The 21,852-nt window shown below is 56.7% G+C and carries 14 protein-coding genes and 1 riboswitch; of the genes, 11 read left to right on the plus strand and 3 right to left on the minus strand.

Annotation, left to right across the window (positions count from 1 at the left end; translation table 11 throughout):
* The first annotated feature begins 40 nt into the window (after positions 1-40).
* The 5 genes from purU to HMPREF9238_RS07290 all read left to right on the plus strand — a co-directional run bounded on the left by purU (position 41) and on the right by HMPREF9238_RS07290 (position 8,270).
* Complete coding sequence (gene purU, locus HMPREF9238_RS07270) at positions 41-904, plus strand: formyltetrahydrofolate deformylase (RefSeq protein ID WP_016444811.1); 864 nt, start codon at positions 41-43, stop codon at positions 902-904.
* Between the two features lie 80 nt (positions 905-984).
* Positions 985-3,525: a YhgE/Pip domain-containing protein gene (locus tag HMPREF9238_RS07275; protein ID WP_016444812.1), complete on the plus strand. Its 2,541-nt coding sequence runs from the start codon at positions 985-987 to the stop codon at positions 3,523-3,525.
* Positions 3,522-5,837, plus strand: a complete 2,316-nt coding sequence (locus HMPREF9238_RS07280) for a YhgE/Pip domain-containing protein (protein ID WP_016444813.1) — start codon at positions 3,522-3,524, stop codon at positions 5,835-5,837. The genes HMPREF9238_RS07275 and HMPREF9238_RS07280 overlap by 4 nt, the downstream gene beginning before the upstream one ends.
* A 130-nt stretch (positions 5,838-5,967) precedes the next feature.
* Positions 5,968-6,049, plus strand: a riboswitch (ZMP/ZTP riboswitch).
* A gap of 47 nt (positions 6,050-6,096) precedes the next feature.
* Positions 6,097-7,386, plus strand: coding sequence for a serine hydroxymethyltransferase (glyA, locus tag HMPREF9238_RS07285; RefSeq protein ID WP_016444814.1), 1,290 nt, complete (start codon positions 6,097-6,099; stop codon positions 7,384-7,386).
* Positions 7,383-8,270, plus strand: a complete 888-nt coding sequence (locus tag HMPREF9238_RS07290) for a bifunctional methylenetetrahydrofolate dehydrogenase/methenyltetrahydrofolate cyclohydrolase (protein WP_016444815.1) — start codon at positions 7,383-7,385, stop codon at positions 8,268-8,270. Before glyA ends, HMPREF9238_RS07290 begins: the two co-directional genes overlap by 4 nt.
* 89 nt (positions 8,271-8,359) lie before the next feature.
* Here the strand turns inward: HMPREF9238_RS07290 and HMPREF9238_RS07295 are convergent, their stop codons facing one another.
* From HMPREF9238_RS07295 to HMPREF9238_RS07305, 3 genes are all read right to left on the minus strand, one after another.
* Entirely contained in the window at positions 8,360-9,175 is an 816-nt protein-coding gene (locus tag HMPREF9238_RS07295; RefSeq protein ID WP_040316836.1) for an exodeoxyribonuclease III, read from the minus strand.
* A gap of 68 nt (positions 9,176-9,243) precedes the next feature.
* Positions 9,244-10,488 (minus strand): YihY/virulence factor BrkB family protein, encoded by a 1,245-nt coding sequence (locus HMPREF9238_RS07300; protein WP_198009504.1) that lies wholly within the window; start codon positions 10,486-10,488, stop codon positions 9,244-9,246.
* Positions 10,489-10,637: 149 nt separating this feature from the next.
* Positions 10,638-11,180 (minus strand): 2'-5' RNA ligase family protein, encoded by a 543-nt coding sequence (locus tag HMPREF9238_RS07305; protein WP_016444818.1) that lies wholly within the window; start codon positions 11,178-11,180, stop codon positions 10,638-10,640.
* 247 nt (positions 11,181-11,427) lie between these two features.
* On the opposite strand from HMPREF9238_RS07305, the gene galT reads away from it, so the two are divergent.
* The 6 genes from galT to HMPREF9238_RS07335 all read left to right on the plus strand — a co-directional run bounded on the left by galT (position 11,428) and on the right by HMPREF9238_RS07335 (position 21,793).
* Positions 11,428-12,624, plus strand: coding sequence for a galactose-1-phosphate uridylyltransferase (gene galT, locus HMPREF9238_RS07310; protein WP_016444819.1), 1,197 nt, complete (start codon positions 11,428-11,430; stop codon positions 12,622-12,624).
* Complete coding sequence (galK, locus tag HMPREF9238_RS07315) at positions 12,621-13,844, plus strand: galactokinase (RefSeq protein WP_016444820.1); 1,224 nt, start codon at positions 12,621-12,623, stop codon at positions 13,842-13,844. The genes galT and galK overlap by 4 nt, the downstream gene beginning before the upstream one ends.
* A 158-nt stretch (positions 13,845-14,002) precedes the next feature.
* Positions 14,003-16,873 (plus strand): exo-alpha-sialidase, encoded by a 2,871-nt coding sequence (locus tag HMPREF9238_RS07320; protein ID WP_016444821.1) that lies wholly within the window; start codon positions 14,003-14,005, stop codon positions 16,871-16,873.
* Positions 16,874-16,967: 94 nt separating this feature from the next.
* A complete protein-coding gene (gene pth / locus HMPREF9238_RS07325; RefSeq protein WP_016444822.1) occupies positions 16,968-17,570 on the plus strand; it encodes an aminoacyl-tRNA hydrolase in 603 nt (200 codons plus the stop codon).
* Between the two features lie 24 nt (positions 17,571-17,594).
* Positions 17,595-21,188 carry a transcription-repair coupling factor gene (mfd, locus tag HMPREF9238_RS07330; RefSeq protein WP_016444823.1) on the plus strand — a complete coding sequence of 1,198 codons (3,594 nt, stop codon included), beginning with the start codon at positions 17,595-17,597 and terminating at the stop codon, positions 21,186-21,188.
* 80 nt (positions 21,189-21,268) lie between these two features.
* Entirely contained in the window at positions 21,269-21,793 is a 525-nt protein-coding gene (locus HMPREF9238_RS07335; protein WP_016444824.1) for a hypothetical protein, read from the plus strand.
* The last annotated feature ends 59 nt before the right edge of the window (positions 21,794-21,852 follow it).

The following is a 21,852-nucleotide window of genomic DNA, read 5'->3' on the forward strand; positions in this document are numbered from 1 at the left end:
AAGTTATTAACCGTATTGGCTTTGGTTTAAAGTTGGACGCATGGCTGAAGAAAACGTAAGTGACACCAAACTTATCCTCACTATCTCGTGCCCTGACGGGCCGGGCATCGTGCACGCGGTTTCTAACATCATCGTGGAGAACCAGGGCAACATCATCCAGTCGCAACAGTTTGGCGACCCAGATACGGGCTTGTTCTTCATGCGCGTAGAACTCGAATGTCCTACTGGGCGTGCGCCCATTGAGGCGGGTATGGAAGAGTTTGCAAAGAAGTTTGACGCATCCTGGAACCTTGACCTGTATGGCCGCCCTCTTCGCACGATCATCATGGTGTCGAAAGAGGGGCACTGCGTCACGGATCTGCTTTATCGTCAGAGGTACGCGGACTTGCCGATTGACGTCGTGGCGATTGTGGGTAACCACCCTGATCTCGCACCCGTCGCGCAGTTCTACGGCATCCCGTTCCTGTGTATTCCGGTTACGAAAGACACGAAGGCGGCTGCCGAGGCTGAGCTTTTGAACCTCGTTCGCGCCGAAAATATCGAACTTGTTGTATTGGCCCGCTACATGCAGATTCTGTCTGACAGCTTGTGCAACGAGCTTGCTGGCAACGTCATCAACATCCATCACTCGTTCCTTCCGTCTTTCAAGGGGGCGAGGCCGTACGCGCAAGCCCACGATCGCGGCGTGAAACTGATTGGCGCAACCGCGCACTACGTGACCGCTGACCTCGACGAAGGCCCGATCATCGAGCAGGATGTGACCCGTGTGACACACCGCGAATCAACCCGCGACCTCGTAGCTGAAGGGCAAGACGTGGAGCGCCGCGTCCTCGCGCAGGCAGTGCGCTGGCATTCCGAGCACCGCGTACTACTGAACGGCACGCGCACCGTCGTATTCAACTAGAGCGCAGACCGGCTTAAGGGTGAGCCAATAGACGCAATTGCAAACGGCAACGCAAATGATGCCGGGCTATTATTGGGTGGATGAACGATAGCTGGCGGGTATTCATCAGGGACATCAAGCGCATTCTTGCTGTCCCCCGCTCCCTCATAATCGTGATCGGCATCCTCGTCATGCCAGCGCTGTATTCGTGGCTCAACATTCTGGCGTTTTGGAACCCGTACACCGCTACAGGCAATCTGCCGATTGCAGTGGTAAATAACGATGAGGGAACCAACTCCGCGCTCACCGGCAAAATCAATGTTGGCGATCTGATAGTTGAAGAACTGTCGCACAACGATCAGCTCGGCTGGCAATTCCTTGACGAATCCGTAGCTACAGACCGGATCAGAGCTGGCGACGTGTACGCCACGTTCGTTATCCCCCCTAGCTTTAGCGAAGACCTCGTTGAGATTTTCTCTGGGGAACGTAACCAGCCCACAATCGAGTATCTAGTAAACGAGAAGAAGGGCGCCATCGCGCCCAAAATAACTGACGCGGGTGCCAACGAACTCGACATTCAAATCACCTCAACATTTCGCGAGCAAGTGGGGCAAGCTATCGTGCAGGGCATGCGCGACGGGAGTCTCAAAGTCTCTGCAAACATCAACAGTGCAGAAAGTAGTGCGCTCGGCGCTTTAGGAGGCGTTGAGGAAGACCTGGGACAGGCGCAGGCAACCCTCGACGCAGCCAGCGTGTCCCTAACCGATTCGCTACAAACTATGGGGAATGTGCGCAGTGCGCTCGCGGCCGCCGATCCGGCCCTTGCTGATATTTCTGAGGCACTAGCTGACTCGCGGGCCGTTTTGGAAACCGTAGTATCTGATGCGCAAGATTTTGCCGTCTCTGCGGGGAAAGCCAGCGCGAGCGCTCAGCAAGCGTTAAACCAGTCTTCTGCTTCGGCATCAGCGGCGGTGTCGAATACCACGGCCCGGCTAAACGAAATGCAACCGCAACTTCAAGGCGGTATTGAGCGGGCAAATGCTTCGCTCGACGCGGTGCGCGAACGCGTGAAGATTCTTGAACAAATCCCGGCCGCCCAAGACGCGGCGCAGGAATTGAACTCCCGTCTTGATGATGCCCAAGACCTGCTGAACAAGGTGAGCCAGTCTGGTAAGGATGCGGCCACAGCCACCAAGGATCTCGATGAGCTGGTCAAATCTTTTAATGACGCAATCGCAGCCACCCAGGATGTTACTAACCAGACTCAAAATCTAGCCGGAGAGGCCGTCAGCAAGCTGACCACACAGGTAACTGACCTTTCTGCACGCCTGGGCGGCGTTGACTCAGCCATAACTACCACGCGGGCTTCGCTAACCCAGGTGTTCTCCCTCGTTGATGGGGTGGAAGAACAAATCGGTGCCACCCAAGGGGTACTCGCACAGGCTAAAGGGAACCTGGGCGGACTCGCAGGATCTGTTCGAGTTGCCCAAACCGACGTGGCTACACTCGCCGCCGCCATCCAAACGGGGACGCTCCAAACCGTGATTGGTCTGGACGCGCAGAATATCGGACGCTACCTGGCTTCACCCGTGGAGTTTGACCAGCAACCCGTCTTTCAAGTTAATTCGTACGGTTCGGGAATGGCCGCTCTGTTTATCAACCTTTCGATGTGGATTGGTGGGCTCATCCTCGTAATCATCTTCCGCGTGGAAGTTGATAAGGAAGGATTTGACTGGCTTCCCTTGAGATCGGCGTACATGGGTCGGTTCATGCTTTCAGGTGCGCTGTCTATGGCGCAGGGGCTGATAGTGAGTGTGGGTAGCCTCATGATTGGCGTGCAAACAGCCAACGTTCTGGCTTTCATTGCAACCGCCACGCTGATTGGCCCGATCTACTTCGCCATAATCTATGCGCTTGCTGCGGCGCTTAGTCACGTGGGACGCGCGCTAGCGATCCTGCTAGTGGTCTTGCAGATTCCGGGAGCCTCCGGCATTTACCCCATCGAACTCATGCCCGGCTTCTTCCGTGGCCTGTATCCACTGCTACCATTTTCTTACGGTATCGACGCCATGCGAGAAACGATTGGTGGGTTTTACGCTGGGCACTACTGGCGTCTCATGGCGATCCCGCTACTCATGAGCACGTCGGCGTTACTTCTTGGCTTCCTGGGGCGGCGTCACCTGGGCTACTTCACGCAGTTGTTCTACAACGAACTAGCTCGCACTGAGCTGGTAGTTAACGAAGACGTACAATTGCAAGGAACGGTCTACCGGCTCAGCAACATCATTGCGCTTCTATCAAACCGCAAGGAGTTTTCTAACCGGATTGCCTACCGGCAAGAACGATTCAACTCGCATTACCGCGTGCTGATCAACGGTCTATCCGTTGTGGGCGTCCTTGGATTCGTTGCGCTCAGCCTGGTTTCGAGTCTGACCGCTGCAAGTAAATCAGCACTGCTTGGCCTTGTCGCCGTTTGGGGCCTGGTAATCATAGGTGCCCTCGTTGCCACCGAGGGGTTGCGAAGTTCCTTGCAACGCGCAAACGACCTCTCTCACCTCAGTGAAGATGAGCTTTTTGACAGCCTGGCGCGGCCTCGTAGCGAGGCGGAGCGGGAACGGGCCGAAAGCGAGGCGCGCCAATGAAACAGGCCCTGTTTATTGCGCGCGATGACCTGCGTCAGATCAACTCTTCGGTAATGACCAAGATCTTCGTGGTCATCCTCATTACCGTCCCCCTGTTTTTCACGTGGTTTAACGTGCTTGCAACGTGGGACCCGTTCGCTAACTCTGATCGCCTCCAAATCGCGGTGGCCAGCACGGATAAGGGGTATACCAGCGACGTGCTACGCGTGAAGGTGAACGTGGGCAACATTGTGATGAAAGAGCTTGCTACTAACGACCAGCTTGACTGGGTGCTAACCAGTGAGGACAGAGCATTGGAAGGCACTCGCTCGGGCGAATATTACGCGGCGATTGTGCTACCCGAAGACTTTTCAACTTCGATGTTCACGTTTTACGCGGGCGGGGCGAAACCCGCCAACATCACGCTGTACACCAATGAGAAGAAGAATCCGCTGTCCGCAAACCTCACCACGCAGGGAGCGCAGGGAGTAACCGCGCAGATCAACACGACGTTTTCGCAAGCATTAGCGGAGGTGGCGGTTGGTATGGCCGAGGACGTTGCTACGTATCTGGATGATGCAGAGACGCAGGCTGCGTTGGATCGGCTGGGGAACCGCCTGGAGTCGCTGTCCGCGCAGTTGAGTGCGGGCGCGGACACGGTAGATTCGTTGTCTGCACTGATTGGTTCAACGATCCCGCTTGCCACTGGAGTAAACGATCTGGCTGCGGGGGTGCAGGATTCTTTCGATCAGGCAACTGGCTCTTCGCTCAACAAGGGCAGTGGAGCGGCGGATCCATTCGGCACGATTTCTGCCGGCTTAAGTGACTCTTTGGATCAGGCCGCTTCTAATATTGAAAAAGTGGAATCTCGCCTGGATACATTGCTTAACTCCGCTGATGCAACCGCGCAAAGCAGTGCGGAGGCAGTTGACCAGCTACGGGTAATGCTCGATAAACAGATCGAGGGTTTCAAACAGACTCGAGATGAGGTCGCTCGAATTCTTGGGCCGGAAGGCGACCAGCTGATTGCTGATCTTGATACGGCGATTGCACGCCAGCAAAGCCTTTCGGACCGCCTCAGCCAGATCGCAAAAGACTTGCGCGCAGGAAGGTCTAGCGATTCAGGTTCACGCGAGGCAGCGCGCAAGGCCATTGCAGAAGCAACGGGAGCTATTAGCGCAGCCCACGATAGCTTCTCAAAAAACCTGCAGCCGCAAATCGACAGTTTGCGAGCTAACCTGGAATCGGCTGGAGAAGATGCGGCGATTTTCCGTTCGCACATGCAGGTGGTGCAATCGGACCTGTCAGATAGTGCAGGAGGCCTCATCGCGGGCATGAGCCGAGCGCATGACTCGCTTGCAACAACAGCGCAGAGCATGCGCGAAAGCGTTAAACGTCTGAACGATGCCAATCAGCAGGTTCGCGAGGCCCGCTCAGGGGGCGATACGAATGAAATCGCCAAAGCACTAGGCACTGATCCGCAGGGCTTTGCTCGTTTGCTGTCATCGCCCGTAGCCGTGCAACGCACTCCTGTGTTCCCGGTGGCGTCTTTTGGCGTGGGCATAGCGCCGCTGTTCACCGTGATCGCGCTGTGGGTAGGAGCGCTACTAGCTGGCGTGTTCTTGCGCACGGACGTGTCTAAGAACGTAGGTAAACGCTACTTGGAAAGCGTTGAACGTAGCAGTGAAGAGGTCGAAGCAGTTGAGACGCCTCAAGAACCTGGCCAGGTTGAGGAGGTTGGCGAGGTCGAAGCGGACGATGAGGGCGAACATAAGGATCGTTCGGGGCGGAAGCCGAAGAAAACAGTTAAGCACGCCCGCAAACCGGTATTTACCGGAGCGCAAGAATACCTGGGGCGCTACGTCATGTTCTGGCTGATCGGCATGGCTCAATCAACCTTGCTGATGGGCGGCCTGATCGTGATTGTAGAGATTGAACCCGCGCACCCGTTCCTACTGATGTTAGCGGGATGGGTGATTTCCACCGTCTTTACAAATATCGTCTACACGCTCGTGATATCGCTTTCCAATGGGGGCAAGGCAATAGCTGTTGTTTTGCTTGTACTCCAGATTTCTGCTGCTGGGGGCGCTTACCCTCTTGAACTGTTGCCCCGGTGGTTCCAAAACATCAGCCCGTGGTTGCCCGCAACGTACGCGATCAACCTGATGCGTTCGGCAGTGGCCGGCATTTACGCGGGCGATTTTGTACAAAACCTTGCAATGATCTTGCTATTCATCGTTCCCAACCTGCTCATTGGGCTCGTGTTCCGCCATGCTATTGCTGGCAGCATCGACAAAATGACCAAAGAGATCGAAAAAACCAAGGTGATGTAGGCGGCAGTGCCCTCCTTGTGCCGCAGATTTGAACCATTGGAGTAGCCGCGCCCTCGGGAGCAAAATAGCTGTGTGCAAATGTGTTCGAAAATAGGACGGGTACCCCGGCCAGGCCTGTTTTGCGCTATGTTTGAAACGACGCGACTGGCGCAGGTGGACCACCACCGGGGAGCGTCTTTCTGGTTCAACGGCCGCCCGCCTGGGTCAAGGATCATCAAAACACTTGGTGTTTGGAAGACAAACCTAAATAGGAGAACTCATGGCAACATCTCAACTCTTGCAGTCCCTAGCGCGGGTGGATCCACAGATCCAAAAAGTTCTTGATGATGAACTGGGGCGCCAGCGCGAAACCCTAGAAATGATCGCTTCGGAGAACTTTGTGCCCAAGGCAGTTTTGGAAGCGCAGGGTTCCGTTCTCACCAACAAGTATGCGGAAGGTTATCCTGGCCGCCGCTACTACGGGGGTTGCGAGTTTGTAGACGTCGCAGAAAACCTCGCGATTGAGCGGGCGAAAGAGGTATTTGGCGCCGCTTACGTGAACGTGCAGCCGCACGCGGGCTCGCAGGCAAATGCGGCAGTGCTCGCCGCCATAGCCCAGCCCGGTGACCGTATTCTGGGCCTGTCGCTCGACCACGGCGGTCACCTCACTCACGGCATGAAGATTAACTTCTCGGGCCGTCTTTACGAGCCGCACTTCTACCACGTCAACCAAGAGACCATGCGTATAGAGATGGACGAGGTTCGCCAGATCGCCCTCGAGGTGCAGCCCAAGGTAATCATCGCCGGCTGGTCCGCTTACCCGCGCGTCCTCGACTTCGCGAAGTTCCGCGAAATTGCCGACGAGGTTGGAGCATACCTGTGGGTAGACATGGCGCACTTCGCCGGCCTCGTCGCTGCCGGACTGCACCCGAACCCCGTTCCGTTTGCAGACGTTGTATCCACCACGGTGCACAAGACCATTGGCGGACCGCGTTCGGGCATGATCATGTCGCGCGATGCGGAGCTCGGGAAAAAGATCAACTCGGCGGTGTTCCCTGGACAACAGGGCGGCCCACTCATGCACGTAATTGCCGCAAAGGCGGTTGCTATGAAGATTGCACAGAGCGAGGAGTTTAAAGAGCGTCAGCAACGCACGCTTGAAGGCGCGAAGATCCTCGCGGATCGGCTGCTCCAAGAAGACGTTAAGAACGCCGGCATTTCACTAGTTACCGGTGGAACCGACGTACACCTAGTTCTCGTTGATATGCGTGATTCGAAGCTGGATGGACAGCAGGGTGAGGACCTTCTACACGCGGTTGGTATTACCGTGAACCGTAACGCTGTGCCGTTCGATCCGCGCCCGCCGCGAGTCACTTCGGGCCTGCGTATTGGCACACCCGCACTCGCTACCCGTGGCTTTGGCCCCAAGGAGTTCGAGGAGGTCGCGGACATCATCGCTACCACCCTCGTGCAGGGCGCGTCGGGCGGTGACGTGGACGTGGATGGCCTACGTGCCCGCGTCAAGGCGCTTACTGACGCGTTCCCACTATACGAAGGTCTCGATAAGTGAGGGCGCCCTGGGAAGGCAAAGCTAGAGTCCTAGACGGCAAAGCTACCGCCTCGCAAATCAAAACTGAACTACGTGAACGAGTCGAAGCTCTGCGCGCTCGAGGAGTTGTGCCTGGGCTTGGCACAATCCTGGTGGGTGATGACCCCGCCTCGCATACCTACGTTGCGGGCAAGCATCGCGACTGTCAGGAAGTGGGGATCGAATCCATCCGCGTGGATCTGCCCGGTGAATCTACGGAGGCTGACATTCTGGCAGCCGTTGAGCGCTTGAACACTGACGATGCGTGTACGGGCTATATCGTGCAGCTACCGCTACCCAATGGTGTGGACACTAACCGGATTTTGGAGGCAATTGACCCGGCGAAAGACGCGGACGGCCTGCACCCAATGAATCTGGGGCGCCTGGTGCTTCGCGTATCGGAAGAGATAGATTCGCCGCTACCGTGTACACCGCGCGCTGTTATCGAACTCGTGGAACGGGCCGGTATCGATCTGGCAGGGAAAGACGTGGTTGTGGTGGGACGCGGCGTAACCGTGGGCCGCTCCATCGGCCTTTTGCTGACCCGCAAATATGTGAACGCGACCGTCACGCTCTGCCACACGGGTACGCGAGACCTGGCCAGTAAGGTTCGGAGCGCCGACGTGGTGGTGGCCGCCACCGGTGCCGCGGGCATCATTACCCCGGACATGGTGAAACCGGGTGCGGTGGTTCTTGACGTGGGAGTCTCCCGCGTCGAGGTTGATGGCAAGGCACGTCTGGCCGGTGACGTTGCGGATGGCGTCGATGAGGTTGCCTTGGCGCTGTCTCCGAACCCGGGGGGAGTGGGGCCCATGACCCGCGCGCTCTTGCTCGCCAACGTCGTTGAGGCTGCTGAAAGGCTCTAGCTGTTAGGTGTAGCGGAAGTAGCGCCCTCGTAAATCCAAACAAAAAGTCGCCCTAAGCGGGGCGACTTTTTCATGCGTAGCTTAGACGCTTAGCTGTAAATGATGCGCAGGGGAGCGTGATCTGAGTACCGGGAGGCGTAGTCGGGCGCGCGGTCTACGTGCACGCTCTTAGCGCGCTCAGCCATAGCGGGGGTGGCCAGGTGGTAGTCGATACGCCAACCCGCATCATTGTCGAATGCCTTACCCCGGTAAGACCACCACGTGTAGGGCCCCTGGACGGGGCCAGTTAGCTGGCGCGTTACGTCAACCCAGCCCGAATCAATCCAACGGTCCACGTATGCGATTTCGGAGTCGAGGACGCCGGCTGTCTTGTTGTGGTTGCCCTTCCAGTTCTTAATGTCGAGCTCGGTGTGAACGATGTTGAGGTCACCCGTGATAATCACGTTTGAAAGTTCTTGTAGTTCGCTCATGCGGGTCGTAACGAGGTCGAGGTGAGCATACTTCTGATCCATCTTCTCCGTTCCCACTTCACCCGAGTGCAGGTACGCGGAGACGATACGCACAGTCTGATCCCCATCTTGCACGTCCACTTCAAGCCAACGACCCGTGTCTACCGCGAGTGCCTCGTCCTGCTGCGGGTGGGCGCCAAAGCGCGCGGTCTTAGCCAGGAGTTTCACGTGCGAGTCACGGCGAACCCCGATGGTTACACCCGCGCGGCCTTTGATCTCGCACTCGAAGTTGATAAGCTCCCAATCTTCCAGCAGGCCATCGGTGATCGCGTTTGTCGCGCGCACTTCTTGCAGTGCAATCACATCGGGGGCTGTGGCGGCGAGGGAATCTTTCATGCCGCGCTTAACTGCAGCGCGAATCCCGTTAACGTTGATCGAAGCTAGAGAGAAGGTCATTGTTTCACTTTCAAAACTCAGCGCGTCCATTTTTACGCGATCCTATTTGGTTCGTGCCGTGGCGGGCCCTACTTTTCGCCCACCTGTTGGCGCCGCCCCATAGTTAAAAGCTCATCGCGGTATTTTTGTGCTTTCGTCTCTGAACTTTCAATGCGGGCACGCAACCACTTGGCGCGTGGTGAATGCCAAACTTCATCTATGAGGACGGTTTCGTAAGACTCCGGGTTTTCACGCGGATCGAACGCTATGTCTCCCGTGAGGGGATTGTGCGGCCAATCTAGGGTATCCGGCTCTGTCATGGTGACGTAGTTAGGTGTGCCATCGCCATGCACGTAGTTCGGATCCTGCGGGAACTCCGCGTAGAACGGGTTTGCCATCCACGCGGCAACCATGAGGAGGATTCGCACTATGAGGTTTACCCACAGCATGAGGGTGACCAGTGCTGCTGAAGCGGCCAGAAGCGGGTTGTCTGCCACGGAACCAACCGCGCTTGTGCCCAGGTAACGCAAGATTGCTGAGCCCACGCCCGCAACGCCCGCACCAATCCACAGGTCGCGACTAGGAACGCGAACGCCCGCAGTGACACGCACCAAAGCAACTACGAGGAGTGTATCCACAATAAATGCCGCGAGGAGAGTGGCCAAGTTCAAAAGGGCGCGTCCTGCGCCACCCTCAATACTCAACGCCTCGATAAACCAGGATCCAACTGTGTTCATCAAAATGCCGAGTGCAGCGGTAGCCACCACTCCAATACCGAGGATTGCGAATCCAAATAGGTCCCGGATCTTGATTGCTATCGCACTACTTGGCAAGCGCACGATTCCAAACATTGACCATAGGGACATTTTCAGCGCGTCCATGGTTTTCGAGGCGGAAAACACCAACACCAACAGGCCCACAATGCCGGTGAGTGACCAAATATTGGTTTGAATAAGCGAATCCGGGTCGATCATGCCGGTGCCGTCGCCAGCGTCGATAAGGCCGGGCATTGCCGACTCGAGGGAATGTAACACGGCCTCGCGAAGTTCATCATTGCCCCCCAGGAAGTACATGAAAATCGTCCAGCCAACGGTCAGCGCAGCCGCAATGGAAAATAGTGAGGTGTAAGAGACGCCGCCTGCCAAAAGATTGCCGCGCTTCAGCGTGTAGCGTCGCATGCCTCGCCCCACCCGCGAATGGTTGTACCAATCTAGGAGCCCCTTAACTTTGGCCACTATTCCGCTGGCCTCTTTCACTTCTTGCAAAGTAGGGCCGTAAAGGTTTGGAGCGTCGGGAGCTCTGGGTGCCAAAACTTCTACTGGCTGATCAAGCACGGATTTCGCCATATTTTGTTTGTCCTATCCAGCGCGGAATCGTCTACAGCTTGAAACTACCCGAAAATACGCCGCGCGGCTTTTCCAAATCCACTTACCACTGCGGTTATGTGCCCAATCGCTCACGCGGCCCGTGCGTGCCGCCGAATTTAGCCGGCAGTAAAACTAAACAGCGCCTGGGAGTGGTACACGCCGTCAGCGCCCACGCGGTCCAGCCTAAACCCGCTGGCAACCCACTCGGCCTTAAACCCCTCGGCAAGCCTCTCAGCCTCACTCAACGTTTCTTCGTGGTCAACGTGGGCGAGGGTCACATGCGGGTGGAAAGGAAAACGCGCCGGCGCAAGGCCGGTGGCAACGCGAATCTCATCCTCGAGGACGGCCAAAGCCGCGCCGCCAACAACAACGTTAATGAACGCTACCGCAGACACCGGACGGAACGAACCCGCTCCCTGCAGGCAAATTCGGAAAGGCGCGTGCTTCGCAGCGACTTCGCCCAGCTGATTCATGATGCGCTCGCGGTCAGCTTGTTTCACGGGCGTGGGCGGCACCAGGGTGATGTGCGGTGCGGTACTAGTCGCGGTATCGAAGTTGAGGCGGGTGCGAAGCTCGTCAATCTCGTCTGCAAGCGGCTGTGGAACTGCTACCAGTATGCCGATGAGTTCCTCATCGGGGCCGCAGGGGGGAAGGTACATGCTTATTCCTTGCCTCGCGTAGTCGCCTGTTTACGGATCATTACTATCACAACCGTATGGGCTTATTCATTTTTGTGGGCGAGGACGGGTGCGGGTAAGCCGCTGAATATCTTGAAATGATGGCAATACCTATACCTGGTAGGCAAATGCAAAGGAAAAGACAGCTCAAAGAACAGCGTCAGAAAAGCCTGTTGGAAGGTAGGCTTTTAGGAGGCAAATAAATCCGAAAGTATGGTTGGGAGTACTGATGGCTGCTCGCGTTCGCAAGACCGCTACGAAGCTTGCTGATGGTCGCGACTTTTTCTATTTCGATGATTCAGAACCTTACGTGAGTGGTGAAAAGACTCGCCGGTTGGATGATCCAAGGCCTCTGCAAAACAGGTTTGCACCGGTCAAAGATGAAGACGGAAACGAGAAGCCGGTAACCGGGCCAACGATGCGCCTGGATCCGCTTACTGGTGAGTGGGTGGTTATTGCCACACACCGTATGAACCGCACGTTCCTACCCCCGGCGGATGCGAATCCGCTCGCGCCGGCACGTCCGGGTGCCGCCTATCAGGATGGAGAGATTCCTGATACTGACTACGACGTTGTAGTGTTTGAAAACCGTTTCCCCTCCCTCATGCAGATTCCGGGCGAACCCGTGGAGGTTAGTGACCTGGACGGGCAGAGCGTGTGGAAGGTAGCGCCAGCTGCGGGCCGCTGTGAAGTTATCTGTTTTGGCCCTGACCTCAATCGTAATCTCGTGGATATGGGGCCGAGCCGTATGCGCACAGTTATCGAAGCCTGGGCGGATCGCACCCGGGAGCTCGAACGGATAGAGGGTATTAAACAGGTCTTCTGCTTTGAGAACCACGGCGAAGCGATCGGCGTGACCCTTCATCACCCGCACGGGCAGATCTATGCCTACCCCTACATCACGCCACGAACGGCGAGCATGATCCGCCAGGCGAGGCAGTACCGCGAGAATACGGGTGGCGACCTGTTTAACGACGTTCTTGCCGCCGAGTTACGTAGCGGCCGCCGAATTGTTGATGAAAGCGAACATTGGGTGCTGTACGTGCCCGCAGCGTCACGATGGCCTATTGAAATGCATCTGATGCCCAAACGCGACGTCAAAGCGCTGTACGAGCTGACCGATGAGGAGCGCGAGGAGCTTGCCCACCTTTACCTCCGCATGCTGAAAGCGGGAAACAAGTTCTTCGAGATTGAGGAAGGTGGCCAAAAGACCTACTTGGAAATCCCGTACGTGATGTCTTGGCACCAGGCGCCCGTGGGGGAGGAGCGCGAACTCATGCGACTGCACATGCAGCTACATTCGATCCAACGCGCACCCGGCAAACTCAAGTACCTGGGTGGTTCCGAATCGGGCATGGGAGCGTGGATTTCTGACACTACGCCAGAGAAAATAGCAGATCGTCTGCGAGAGGTCTACGAAAAATGAGCAACATTGTGATGGAGTCATGGACTCTCGAAGAGGGCACGCGTAAGGCTACGGAGCTTTTCGAGAGCGCCTACGGTTACAGCCCCGAGGCCCTCCACTCGGCGCCTGGCCGCGTGAATGTGATTGGTGAGCACACCGACTACAACGGTGGTTTTGCTCTCCCCATGGCCCTGCCACACCGCACCTATGCTGCGGTAAGTCAACGTGATGACCGCATTGTTCGCCTCGTGTCTGCACAGGAGGAGGGCGTGCGCGAGGTGAACCTTGACGAAGTTGATACGCACGATTCCAAGAACCCTGTTGAAGGCTGGCCGGCATACGTGGTGGGCGTGGCCTGGGCCCTCGAACAACAGGGGAGGGGCAAGATGCCGGGACTTGATCTCGCAATCGATTCGTGCGTGCCATTTGGCGCGGGACTTTCATCTTCTGCGGCGCTTGAATGTGCTGTTGCCGTGGCTTGGGATGCGCTAATGGCGCAGACGGACAACTGGATTTCGATGATGACTACCACGAAGGGGCGCAAAGAACTTGTTGATGCCTGCATTAGTGCTGAGAACGAGATAGCTGGCGCTCCAACTGGCGGCATGGATCAGGCCGCGTCGATGCGGTGCCGCGCCGGGGCAGTGATCCTTCTGGATTCAAAAGATGCCTCTATTCGGCACATTCCTTTCGATCTTGAATCCGTTGGTCTGGAGATGCTGGTTATCGACACGCGGGCGCCGCACCGCCTGGCAGACGGCCAGTATGCGAACCGTCGCGGAACGTGCGAGGTCGCCGCAAAAAAGCTCGGCGTGGAATACCTCGCTAGCCTTACCCGGGATACGGATCTGTCTGCGCTCAACGAGGAGGAACAGAAGCGCGCTCGCCATGTCATTACCGAAACGGCGCGCACGCTCGACTTCGTTGAGCTACTTGAGGACGGGGCTTTGACAGATGAACGTTTAGGGCTGATTGGTTCGCTTATGACCGCCTCACATGAATCGCTACGCGCCGATTACGAGGTTACAGTTCCGGAACTGGACATCGCAGTGGAAACTGCTTTGGAGTATGGGGCTGTAGGGGCGCGCATGACGGGCGGCGGATTTGGCGGCTCAGCGATCGCACTGGTTCGAAAGCATCAGGCAAGTGCGATCATGGATGAGATCACTAAACGTTTCGCGAAGGAAGACTTCAATCAGCCACACTTCCTGCACGCAAGGCCCTCGGCTCCGGCTAACTAGGAAAAGTCCTTAGCGAAAAGGGGCGCTGGATGCACTGAGGTCGTTTTTTCGAATTCTTGTATTAAATCTTGGAAAACCTTCGAAAGAGCTGAACGTTGCGTTAGGCTTGTCTGACAACAGACCTAATGGGGTGTGTTCGTAATGTTCATAGGAGAAGCATGTTTTCAAAGATGAGGACAACGACTTTCGGTGCATCTGTGTGCACGCTAGCTATTGCCCTGACCGGCGTTGGTCAGGCTTTCGCGACTCCGCCGGTTGAGGCTTTGGCGGGGGAACAGGTAATCGCAACCAATGGTGTAGGTGGGTTTACAAACTACCGTATTCCCGCCATCGTGCAGATGAGCAACGGAGATATCTTGATCTCCTATGATGGGCGTCCAACGTCAGCTGACGCTCCGGGGCCAAACAGCATCATGCAACGGCGTTCAACGGATGGCGGGGCTTCCTGGGAGCCGCAAACCGCGATCCGCGCCGGTAAAGAAACCTACCCAATCCTTGGTTATTCCGATCCCTCCTACGTTTATGACGAGGAAAAGGAACTTCTGTTTAACTTCCATGTCTTCTCCAAGAATCAAGGCTTTTGGGGCTCTCGCCTCGGCAACGATGATAACGACCGTAACGTTATTAGCGCGGAAGTTTCCAAGTCTGCTGACAATGGTGCAACCTGGGAGCATCGCCTCATCACCAACGTGGTAAAACCAGCGGAAATTACCGGACAGTTTGCCACCTCTGGCCACGGTATTCAGATTAAGAGCGGCGCTTACAAGGGGCGTCTGGTGCAACAGTTTGTTGGCAAGTTTAGCGACGGATCTGTTCGCGCCTACTCCGTGTACTCCGATGATCACGGAGACACCTGGCAAATGGGTACGCCCGTTGGTTCCAGGATGGATGAGAACAAGGTCGTGGAACTCTCCGATGGCCGTCTCATGATGAACTCGCGCCAGTTCGGCGAGGGTTTTGGCCGTTGGATCAGCTACTCCGAAGATGGCGGTCAAACCTGGTCTGACCCAGTTCTTGATAATACGCTTCTGGATCCTCGTAACAACGCTTCGATTATTCGGAAGAATCCAAACGTGTTTGATGGTTCGATGGCATCAAAAGAGCTGCTGTTCTCTAACGCTAACGCAACTAGCCGCACGAACGGCACCGTGCGCTACTCCTGCGATAATGGCGTGACTTGGCCGGTAGCAAAGAGGTTCCAAACGGGCGAGACCTCGTATTCTGACATGGTTGCGCTGGCAGACGGGCGTTTCGGCCTCGTCTATGAAGGCAAGGCCAATCAGATTCGTTACGGCACGATCGATGATGAGTGGCTCAAGCCGTTCTGTATGACCTTCCCAGATGAAAAGAAGGTGGAGGCAGAAGCCGGAAATACTACAGAGATCACCATCACTGTGCGCAACGATGATACGCGCCCACTGCCTGCTGGTAACGCCACCGTTGAGTTTGCTAACGGTATCACCGCAGAGCCTGTTGCACTTCACCCAATCGCACCGGGTGAGGAAGCTGATATCACGCTAAAGCTAAACGTTGCAGACAACATGCCGGCTGTTGAAACGCGAGGCGATGTGGTGCTTACGGCTGGTGACGTTCGCGTGCGCGGCGACCTGTTGGTCAAGGTTTCTAATGCGAATGCTCCGAAGCTAAAGTTCAATGTTACGTCCACTATGACTGGCCCGGAACGAAACGTTGAGGAGAACCCCTTCACTGTAGGTGAAGCGCTTTCGTACACCTTTCGGGTGGAGTCCCAATCTCCGGTTGTTACCACTGTGATTCCGGTTGAAGGAAAGAACTTCAATCCGCTGCTTCCAGACGGTCCGGGCAACTGCCGTTGGCGTAATCTTCCCCCTGAGGGAGCGTACAACTGTGGTACGCCCAAGTACATCATTAGTCAAGAAGATGTTGAGAATGGTTTCGCTCAGCCGGTGAGCAGGTGGGAGATGAGCTCTTCCGGGCTTGAAACGGCTAGCGTAACCGTAGTTTCTGACCTCGTTGAACTGAAGAAGCGTCAGCCTGCACTTTCTGTCACGCGCACCGCGATGATCGTTGACGAGAATGGCATTCCAGTTGATGAGGAGGCAACGGGCGTTGAGAATACGGCAGAGGCTGCTAGCGCGACATTCAACGAGGAAGATGCCGCTGGGGATGTTGAGAGGTTCGTAAAGATTACTACTACAGCTACGAACACAGGCAACGTTGCGCTTACGGATGTTGGCCCCGCTCTGGCCCGCGTGCTTCCGGGTGAAAGCACCACGTGGTCTACTACTGAGCCTTTAACTGAGGAGCAGTTGGCCGCCGGTAAGGTGGAACTTCCCGAGCTTGAAGTGAAGGCTAAGAATGGTCCGGATTTGGAAGCCGCAGCAACGGCTGAGGCTCTGACTCTTACGTTCGCAATCCCCGTTCCTGAGCCGGACGATCCGGAACAGACTGAGCCGACCAAGCCGACGGAACCGGAACAGACTGAGCCAACCAAGCCGACCGAGCCGGAACAGACCGAACCGACTGAGCCGGAACAAACCCAGCCGACTGAGCCAGAGCAAACTAAGCCGAGCGAGGCTGAGCCTACTCCGGCCCCGTCTGAGTCAGGTGCTCCTGGTGAGGTTCCCGGTGACAACAAGGTTGTAACCCCGGTTTCGCCGGAGTTCATTAACCCTTCAGCATCGGATCTATCCTCGTGCACAGCAAAACCGTACGCGACGGTGAAGGAAATGCAGGGCGTGGAGTACACGGCCACGGTTGACGGTAAGGAACTCAAGGCTACCGCTGAGGGCAAGTTCGTCTACCCCTACGGCAAGACGATCACGGTCAAGGCCGAGCCGGTAGATGGCTTCAAGTTCGCACCAGATGCTAAGACCGAGTGGTCTTGGACGGCAATGCTGAACGACAAGTGCAACAAGAACACAAGCAAACCGCTCGCCAAGCCACTAGCCAAGACGGGCGCTGGCATTGCCGGCCTGGTCACGCTAATGGCTGGCCTCGGAGCTGTAGGTATCGCGGCAACCAGGGCTTCACGCATAAAGCGTAGCTAACACCTAGCGAAACAGAGGTGGCAGGGGCAGATCATTTGTAAAGCCCCGCCACCTCTTTCATATCCGCTTCTTTTCAAGTTGGTAGAGTGGAGGCGTGCAAGAAACAGCGAATCAGTGGCTCATTGTTGGCCTGGGGAATCCGGGATCCAAGTACGAAAATAATCTGCACAACGCAGGCCGCATTGTGCTCCATGCGGTAGCTGACTATGCCGGCGCATCGTTTAGCAAACACCGCGCTGGAGCATACGTGGCGAATGCGCGCATTGGGATGCTGCCCGGAGGAAGGCCGGGCCCGGCCGCGATTCTTGCATATCCTGACTCATACATGAACCTGTCGGGCCATGCGGTATCGAAGCTAATGCAGTTTTACGGGGTAAAGCCCGATCATCTGCTGGTTGTGCACGATGAACTCGACATCGAGCCGCACACTCTTCGCCTTAAACGAGGTGGCGGCGAGGGCGGACACAACGGGCTACGCTCCATTTCGCAGTCGATCGGTACGAAGGATTACAACCGGTTACGGTTTGGCGTAGGACGCCCACCGGGACGAATGGACGCCGCTGCGTTCGTGCTTTCAGATTTTCCTAAGAAAGACCTGGACGAATGGGCTGTCACTGTGCGTTTGGCGGCGGACGCGATCGAGGACGTAGTTACCCTCGGTTTTGAACAGGCACAACAAAAACTACACACGGCCTAGCCCGGCTGCACGCAAGGAGTTGTTTTGAAAAAACTTCGCGGGCTACTTGGCGCACTTGAAGATGACGAGGCGCTTGCCGCTGCCGCTCTTGCCTTGAACGAAGGGGGCAACCCAACGGTCATCGCCTCGGCTGGAATGCGCGCTCCCCTGCTAGCTCAAGCCGCGCTACAAGAGGGCGCGAAACCGCTGGTTGTAGTAACCGCTACCGGCCGGGACGGCGAAGAACTAGCCACCCACTTGCGCGGATACATTGATGGCGTGGAAGTGTTACCCAGCTGGGAAACACTGCCGCACGAGAGACTCAGCCCGCAGCGAGACACCATGGCTCGCCGGGTTGCGGTTATGCGCCGCCTCGCACATCCAGAGGGAGAAGTTGGCTCACGAACCGGGGCAATCAGAGTTTTGGTTGTGCCGTTACGCGCGTTCTTGCAACCGGTTATTTCCGGCCTTGGCAACTTAGAGCCGGTGCGCCTCAATGTGGGCGATACCGTTGACTTTGACAGCCTTACTACCCGCCTCATGAATTTGGGCTACGAGCGCGTAGAAGTGGTGCAAAAGCGCGGGGAAATGGCGGTTCGCGGCGGAATACTAGATGTCTTTGCGCCCATTGATCCGTACCCGACGCGTATCGAAATGTTTGGCGATGAGGTCGATGACGTCCGCTACTTCTCAATTGCCGATCAGCGCGCGGTAGGCGTAGCTAAGGAGGGGCTGTGGGCGCCGGCCGCCCGCGAACTTCTGCTGACCGACGAGGTTCGCGAGCGCGCGCGTGAGGCGATTGCGAAGCTCCCGGGCGCGGGTCAGATGTTGGAGTTAATAAGCGAGGGCATCAACGTGGAGGGCATGGAGTCGCTCAGCCCCGTCCTCGTAGACGGAATGGAAACCGTGCTGGATCTGGTTGACGTCGATTCGCAGGTGGTTATCATCGAGCCGCAACGCGTTGAATCGCGTACCGAAGACCTCGTTGCCACAACGCAAGAATTCCTTGAGGCCGCCTGGACGGGGGCGGCGGCCGGCGGTGACATTCCGCTCCAGGCCGGCAATGCATCTTTCAAAACGCTGACGCAAATGCGGGCCATCGCACGTGAACGTGATTTCGGGTGGGCGGAGATTTCGACTCTTGCCCCAATGGAGCTGGCTGATGCACTCAGCGCGGCGCCTAGCGCACACGCTTCGATTGTTGTCACGCCGAACCTAATGCAGGTTGGTAGTCGCGACGTGAAGTCGTATCGCGGCAAGATTGATGAGGCCGTGGCTGATCTTGGAAAGCTTCAAAAAGATAACTGGAAACTGGTTGTAACTACGGACGGGCCGGGCCCTGCGAAGCGTATTGCGGCGGTGTTGAACGAAGCGTTTGTGCCGGCGAAGATAGTCGAGGCCGTGACTGAGGGGCTGGAGCCGGGGGTAATCGAAGTGCTGGCCGCTGGCTCGGGGCCGGGGTTTGTAGCTGAAGAGCTCAAGGTTGCGGTGGTTACCGAAACGGATCTGACGGGCAAGGCGGGTTCATCAACTGCGGAAATGCGCAAGATGCCCGCTCGTAGGCGCAAAGGTATTGATCCGCTGACCCTGCAAAAGGGTGACCTCATCGTTCACGAACAGCACGGTATCGGCAAGTTCGTGGAAATGGTTACACGAACCGTTGGACGCGGGGAAGAGGCCGTGACCCGCGATTACCTGCTGATCGAGTACGCCCCTACGCGGCGCGGCCAGCCGGGGGATCGCCTGTATGTGCCAACGGATCAGCTGGATCAGGTGTCGAAGTATTCGGGTTCAGATCAGCCAAAACTGTCAAAGATGGGCGGGGCTGAATGGGCGAAAACCAAGGCTAAGGCGCGCAAAGCGGTTAAAGAAATCGCGGGAGAACTAGTTCGTCTCTACGCCGCGCGCAAGTCTGCGAAGGGGTATGCGTTCTCGCCGGATACGCCGTGGCAACGAGAGCTTGAAGATGCCTTCCCGTATGTGGAGACACCGGATCAGCTGACCGTTATCGACGAGGTCAAGGCCGACATGGAAAAGCCGATCCCAATGGATCGCTTGCTTGGTGGAGACGTGGGGTATGGCAAGACTGAAATCGCGGTTAGGGCCGCCTTCAAGGCAGTGCAAGATGGAAAGCAAGTGGCGATCCTCGTGCCTACCACGCTCTTGGTACAGCAGCATTTGGAGACGTTTCAGCAGCGTTACGCGGGCTTTCCTATAGACGTCGCAGCCCTGTCTCGGTTTACCAATGCGGCCGAGGGGGAGCGGATCCGCGAGGGGCTTCGCACCGGCCATATTGACGTGGTGATTGGCACTCATTCGCTGCTTACAGGTTCGGTGCGTTTCAAGGATCTCGGTCTGGTTGTGATTGACGAGGAGCAGCGTTTCGGTGTTGAACATAAGGAAACTCTGAAGCAGATGCGCACGGACGTGGATGTCTTGTCGATGTCGGCCACGCCGATTCCCCGTACGCTCGAAATGGCAATCACGGGCATCCGGGAGATGTCGCTCCTCACCACCCCGCCAGAAGAACGCCACCCGATCCTTACCTTTGTGGGCGCCTACTCGGACCAGCAGGTTAGTGCTGCTATCAAACGCGAACTGCTTCGTGACGGCCAGGTGTTCTACGTACACAATCGGGTGGAAGATATCGGCAAGATTGCTGACCATATTCAAGAACTAGTGCCCGAGGCGCGCGTTCGCATCGCGCATGGAAAGCTAGCGGAAGCCCAGCTGGAGCAGGTGATCGTGGACTTTTGGAACCGCGAATTCGACGTCCTTGTGTGCACGACTATTATCGAAACCGGCTTGGATATTTCGAATGCGAACACGCTCATCGTAGACCGTGCAGACGCGATGGGACTGTCGCAGCTCCATCAGTTACGAGGCCGTGTTGGGCGCGGGCGTGATAGGGGCTACGCGTACTTCTTGTATCCGGCCGACAAGGTTTTGACCGAGACCGCCCACGAACGGCTTTCCACGATCGCGGCTAACACCGACCTGGGTGCCGGCATTGCGGTGGCACAAAAGGATTTAGAGATTCGCGGCGCGGGCAACCTGCTGGGCGGTGAACAATCTGGCCACATTGCGGGCGTGGGTTTTGACCTGTACGTGCGCATGGTGGCTGACGCCGTGGCAACCTACCGCGATGGGCAACCTCCTAAACGCGAAGAAATGCGTATCGAAATCCCCGTCGATGCGCACATCCCGCAAGATTATATTGAGGGCGAGCAGCTTCGCCTCGAAACGTACGCGAAAATTGCGGCGCTACGCTCCCCTCAGGAGGCTGGCGATTTGCAAGAAGAGCTCGTGGATCGTTACGGGAAAATCCCTGAGCAGGTGCTCCTTCTGTTCGCGATTTCTGAACTGCGTGAGTATGCGCGCGACCTCGGTATCAAAGAAATCGTGGGACAGGGGCGTTACATTCGTTTTTCCCCAGTCGAGTTGCGAGATTCTCTGGCTTTACGTTTGAAGCGACTGTACCCGGGTTCGATAATTAAAGGCGCCGTCCGCCAGGTTCTAGTTCCTGCTCCCAAGTCGAAAAAACTGGGTGGACCGGCCATCGTGGATCAGGAACTACTTGATTGGACACACAACTTTTTGCGGACAATCGTTGATTATTCACAAGAATCTAAAGGTTAACCCAGGTAGGGGCAAGAAAATGTTAAGGGAAACAGCGTAGAATCTGTACCAGATGGTTGAAAACGAAAGGACGCGTAACCGTGACACTTAAGTCAGCATGGAAACGCATTGTAGTTGGTGCGTCTGCAGTTATAGCGACGGTTGCCCTCGCAGCCTGTTCCGCCCAGCCGGGTGTAGCGCTGAAAATCGACGGGACCACCTATACGGAAGACGAAGTGAGTGCAGCCGCGCAACAGCTTTCGCAAATCAGCGGCCAGCCATTCCCAACCGCAGGCGTGGTTTATGTGTTGGCGCAAGGGGCGGCCGTCCGCGAGGTTGCAAGCAAGCACGGTGTTGAATTCTCCGATGAAGACGCTCGCAACGCGCTGGCCTCAGTGCAGTCTCCCGGCGGGCCGGTTGACGCCGCTGCCGTTGGCGTTGTCCGCATCAACCAGCTTTTGGTACTGCTACAGGGCAATCAGGATCAACAGGTGTTGGCACAGGAAGTTGCTGAAGCGCAGAAGAACAAGGACGTTGAGCTAAACCCGAGGTACGGGGCGCTAGACGAGAATAACGTCGTTTACGCGCCGAATCTCCAAGGTGTTGTGCTCCCGCCTCAACAGTAAGTTTAAGAAGCATTGGCGGGGCCCTCGAAGGACTTGCACCCCGCTGATCTTCAACCTAG

Origin of the sequence: Gleimia europaea ACS-120-V-Col10b, assembly GCF_000411155.1 — a bacterium.
GTDB lineage: Bacteria > Actinomycetota > Actinomycetes > Actinomycetales > Actinomycetaceae > Gleimia > Gleimia europaea_B.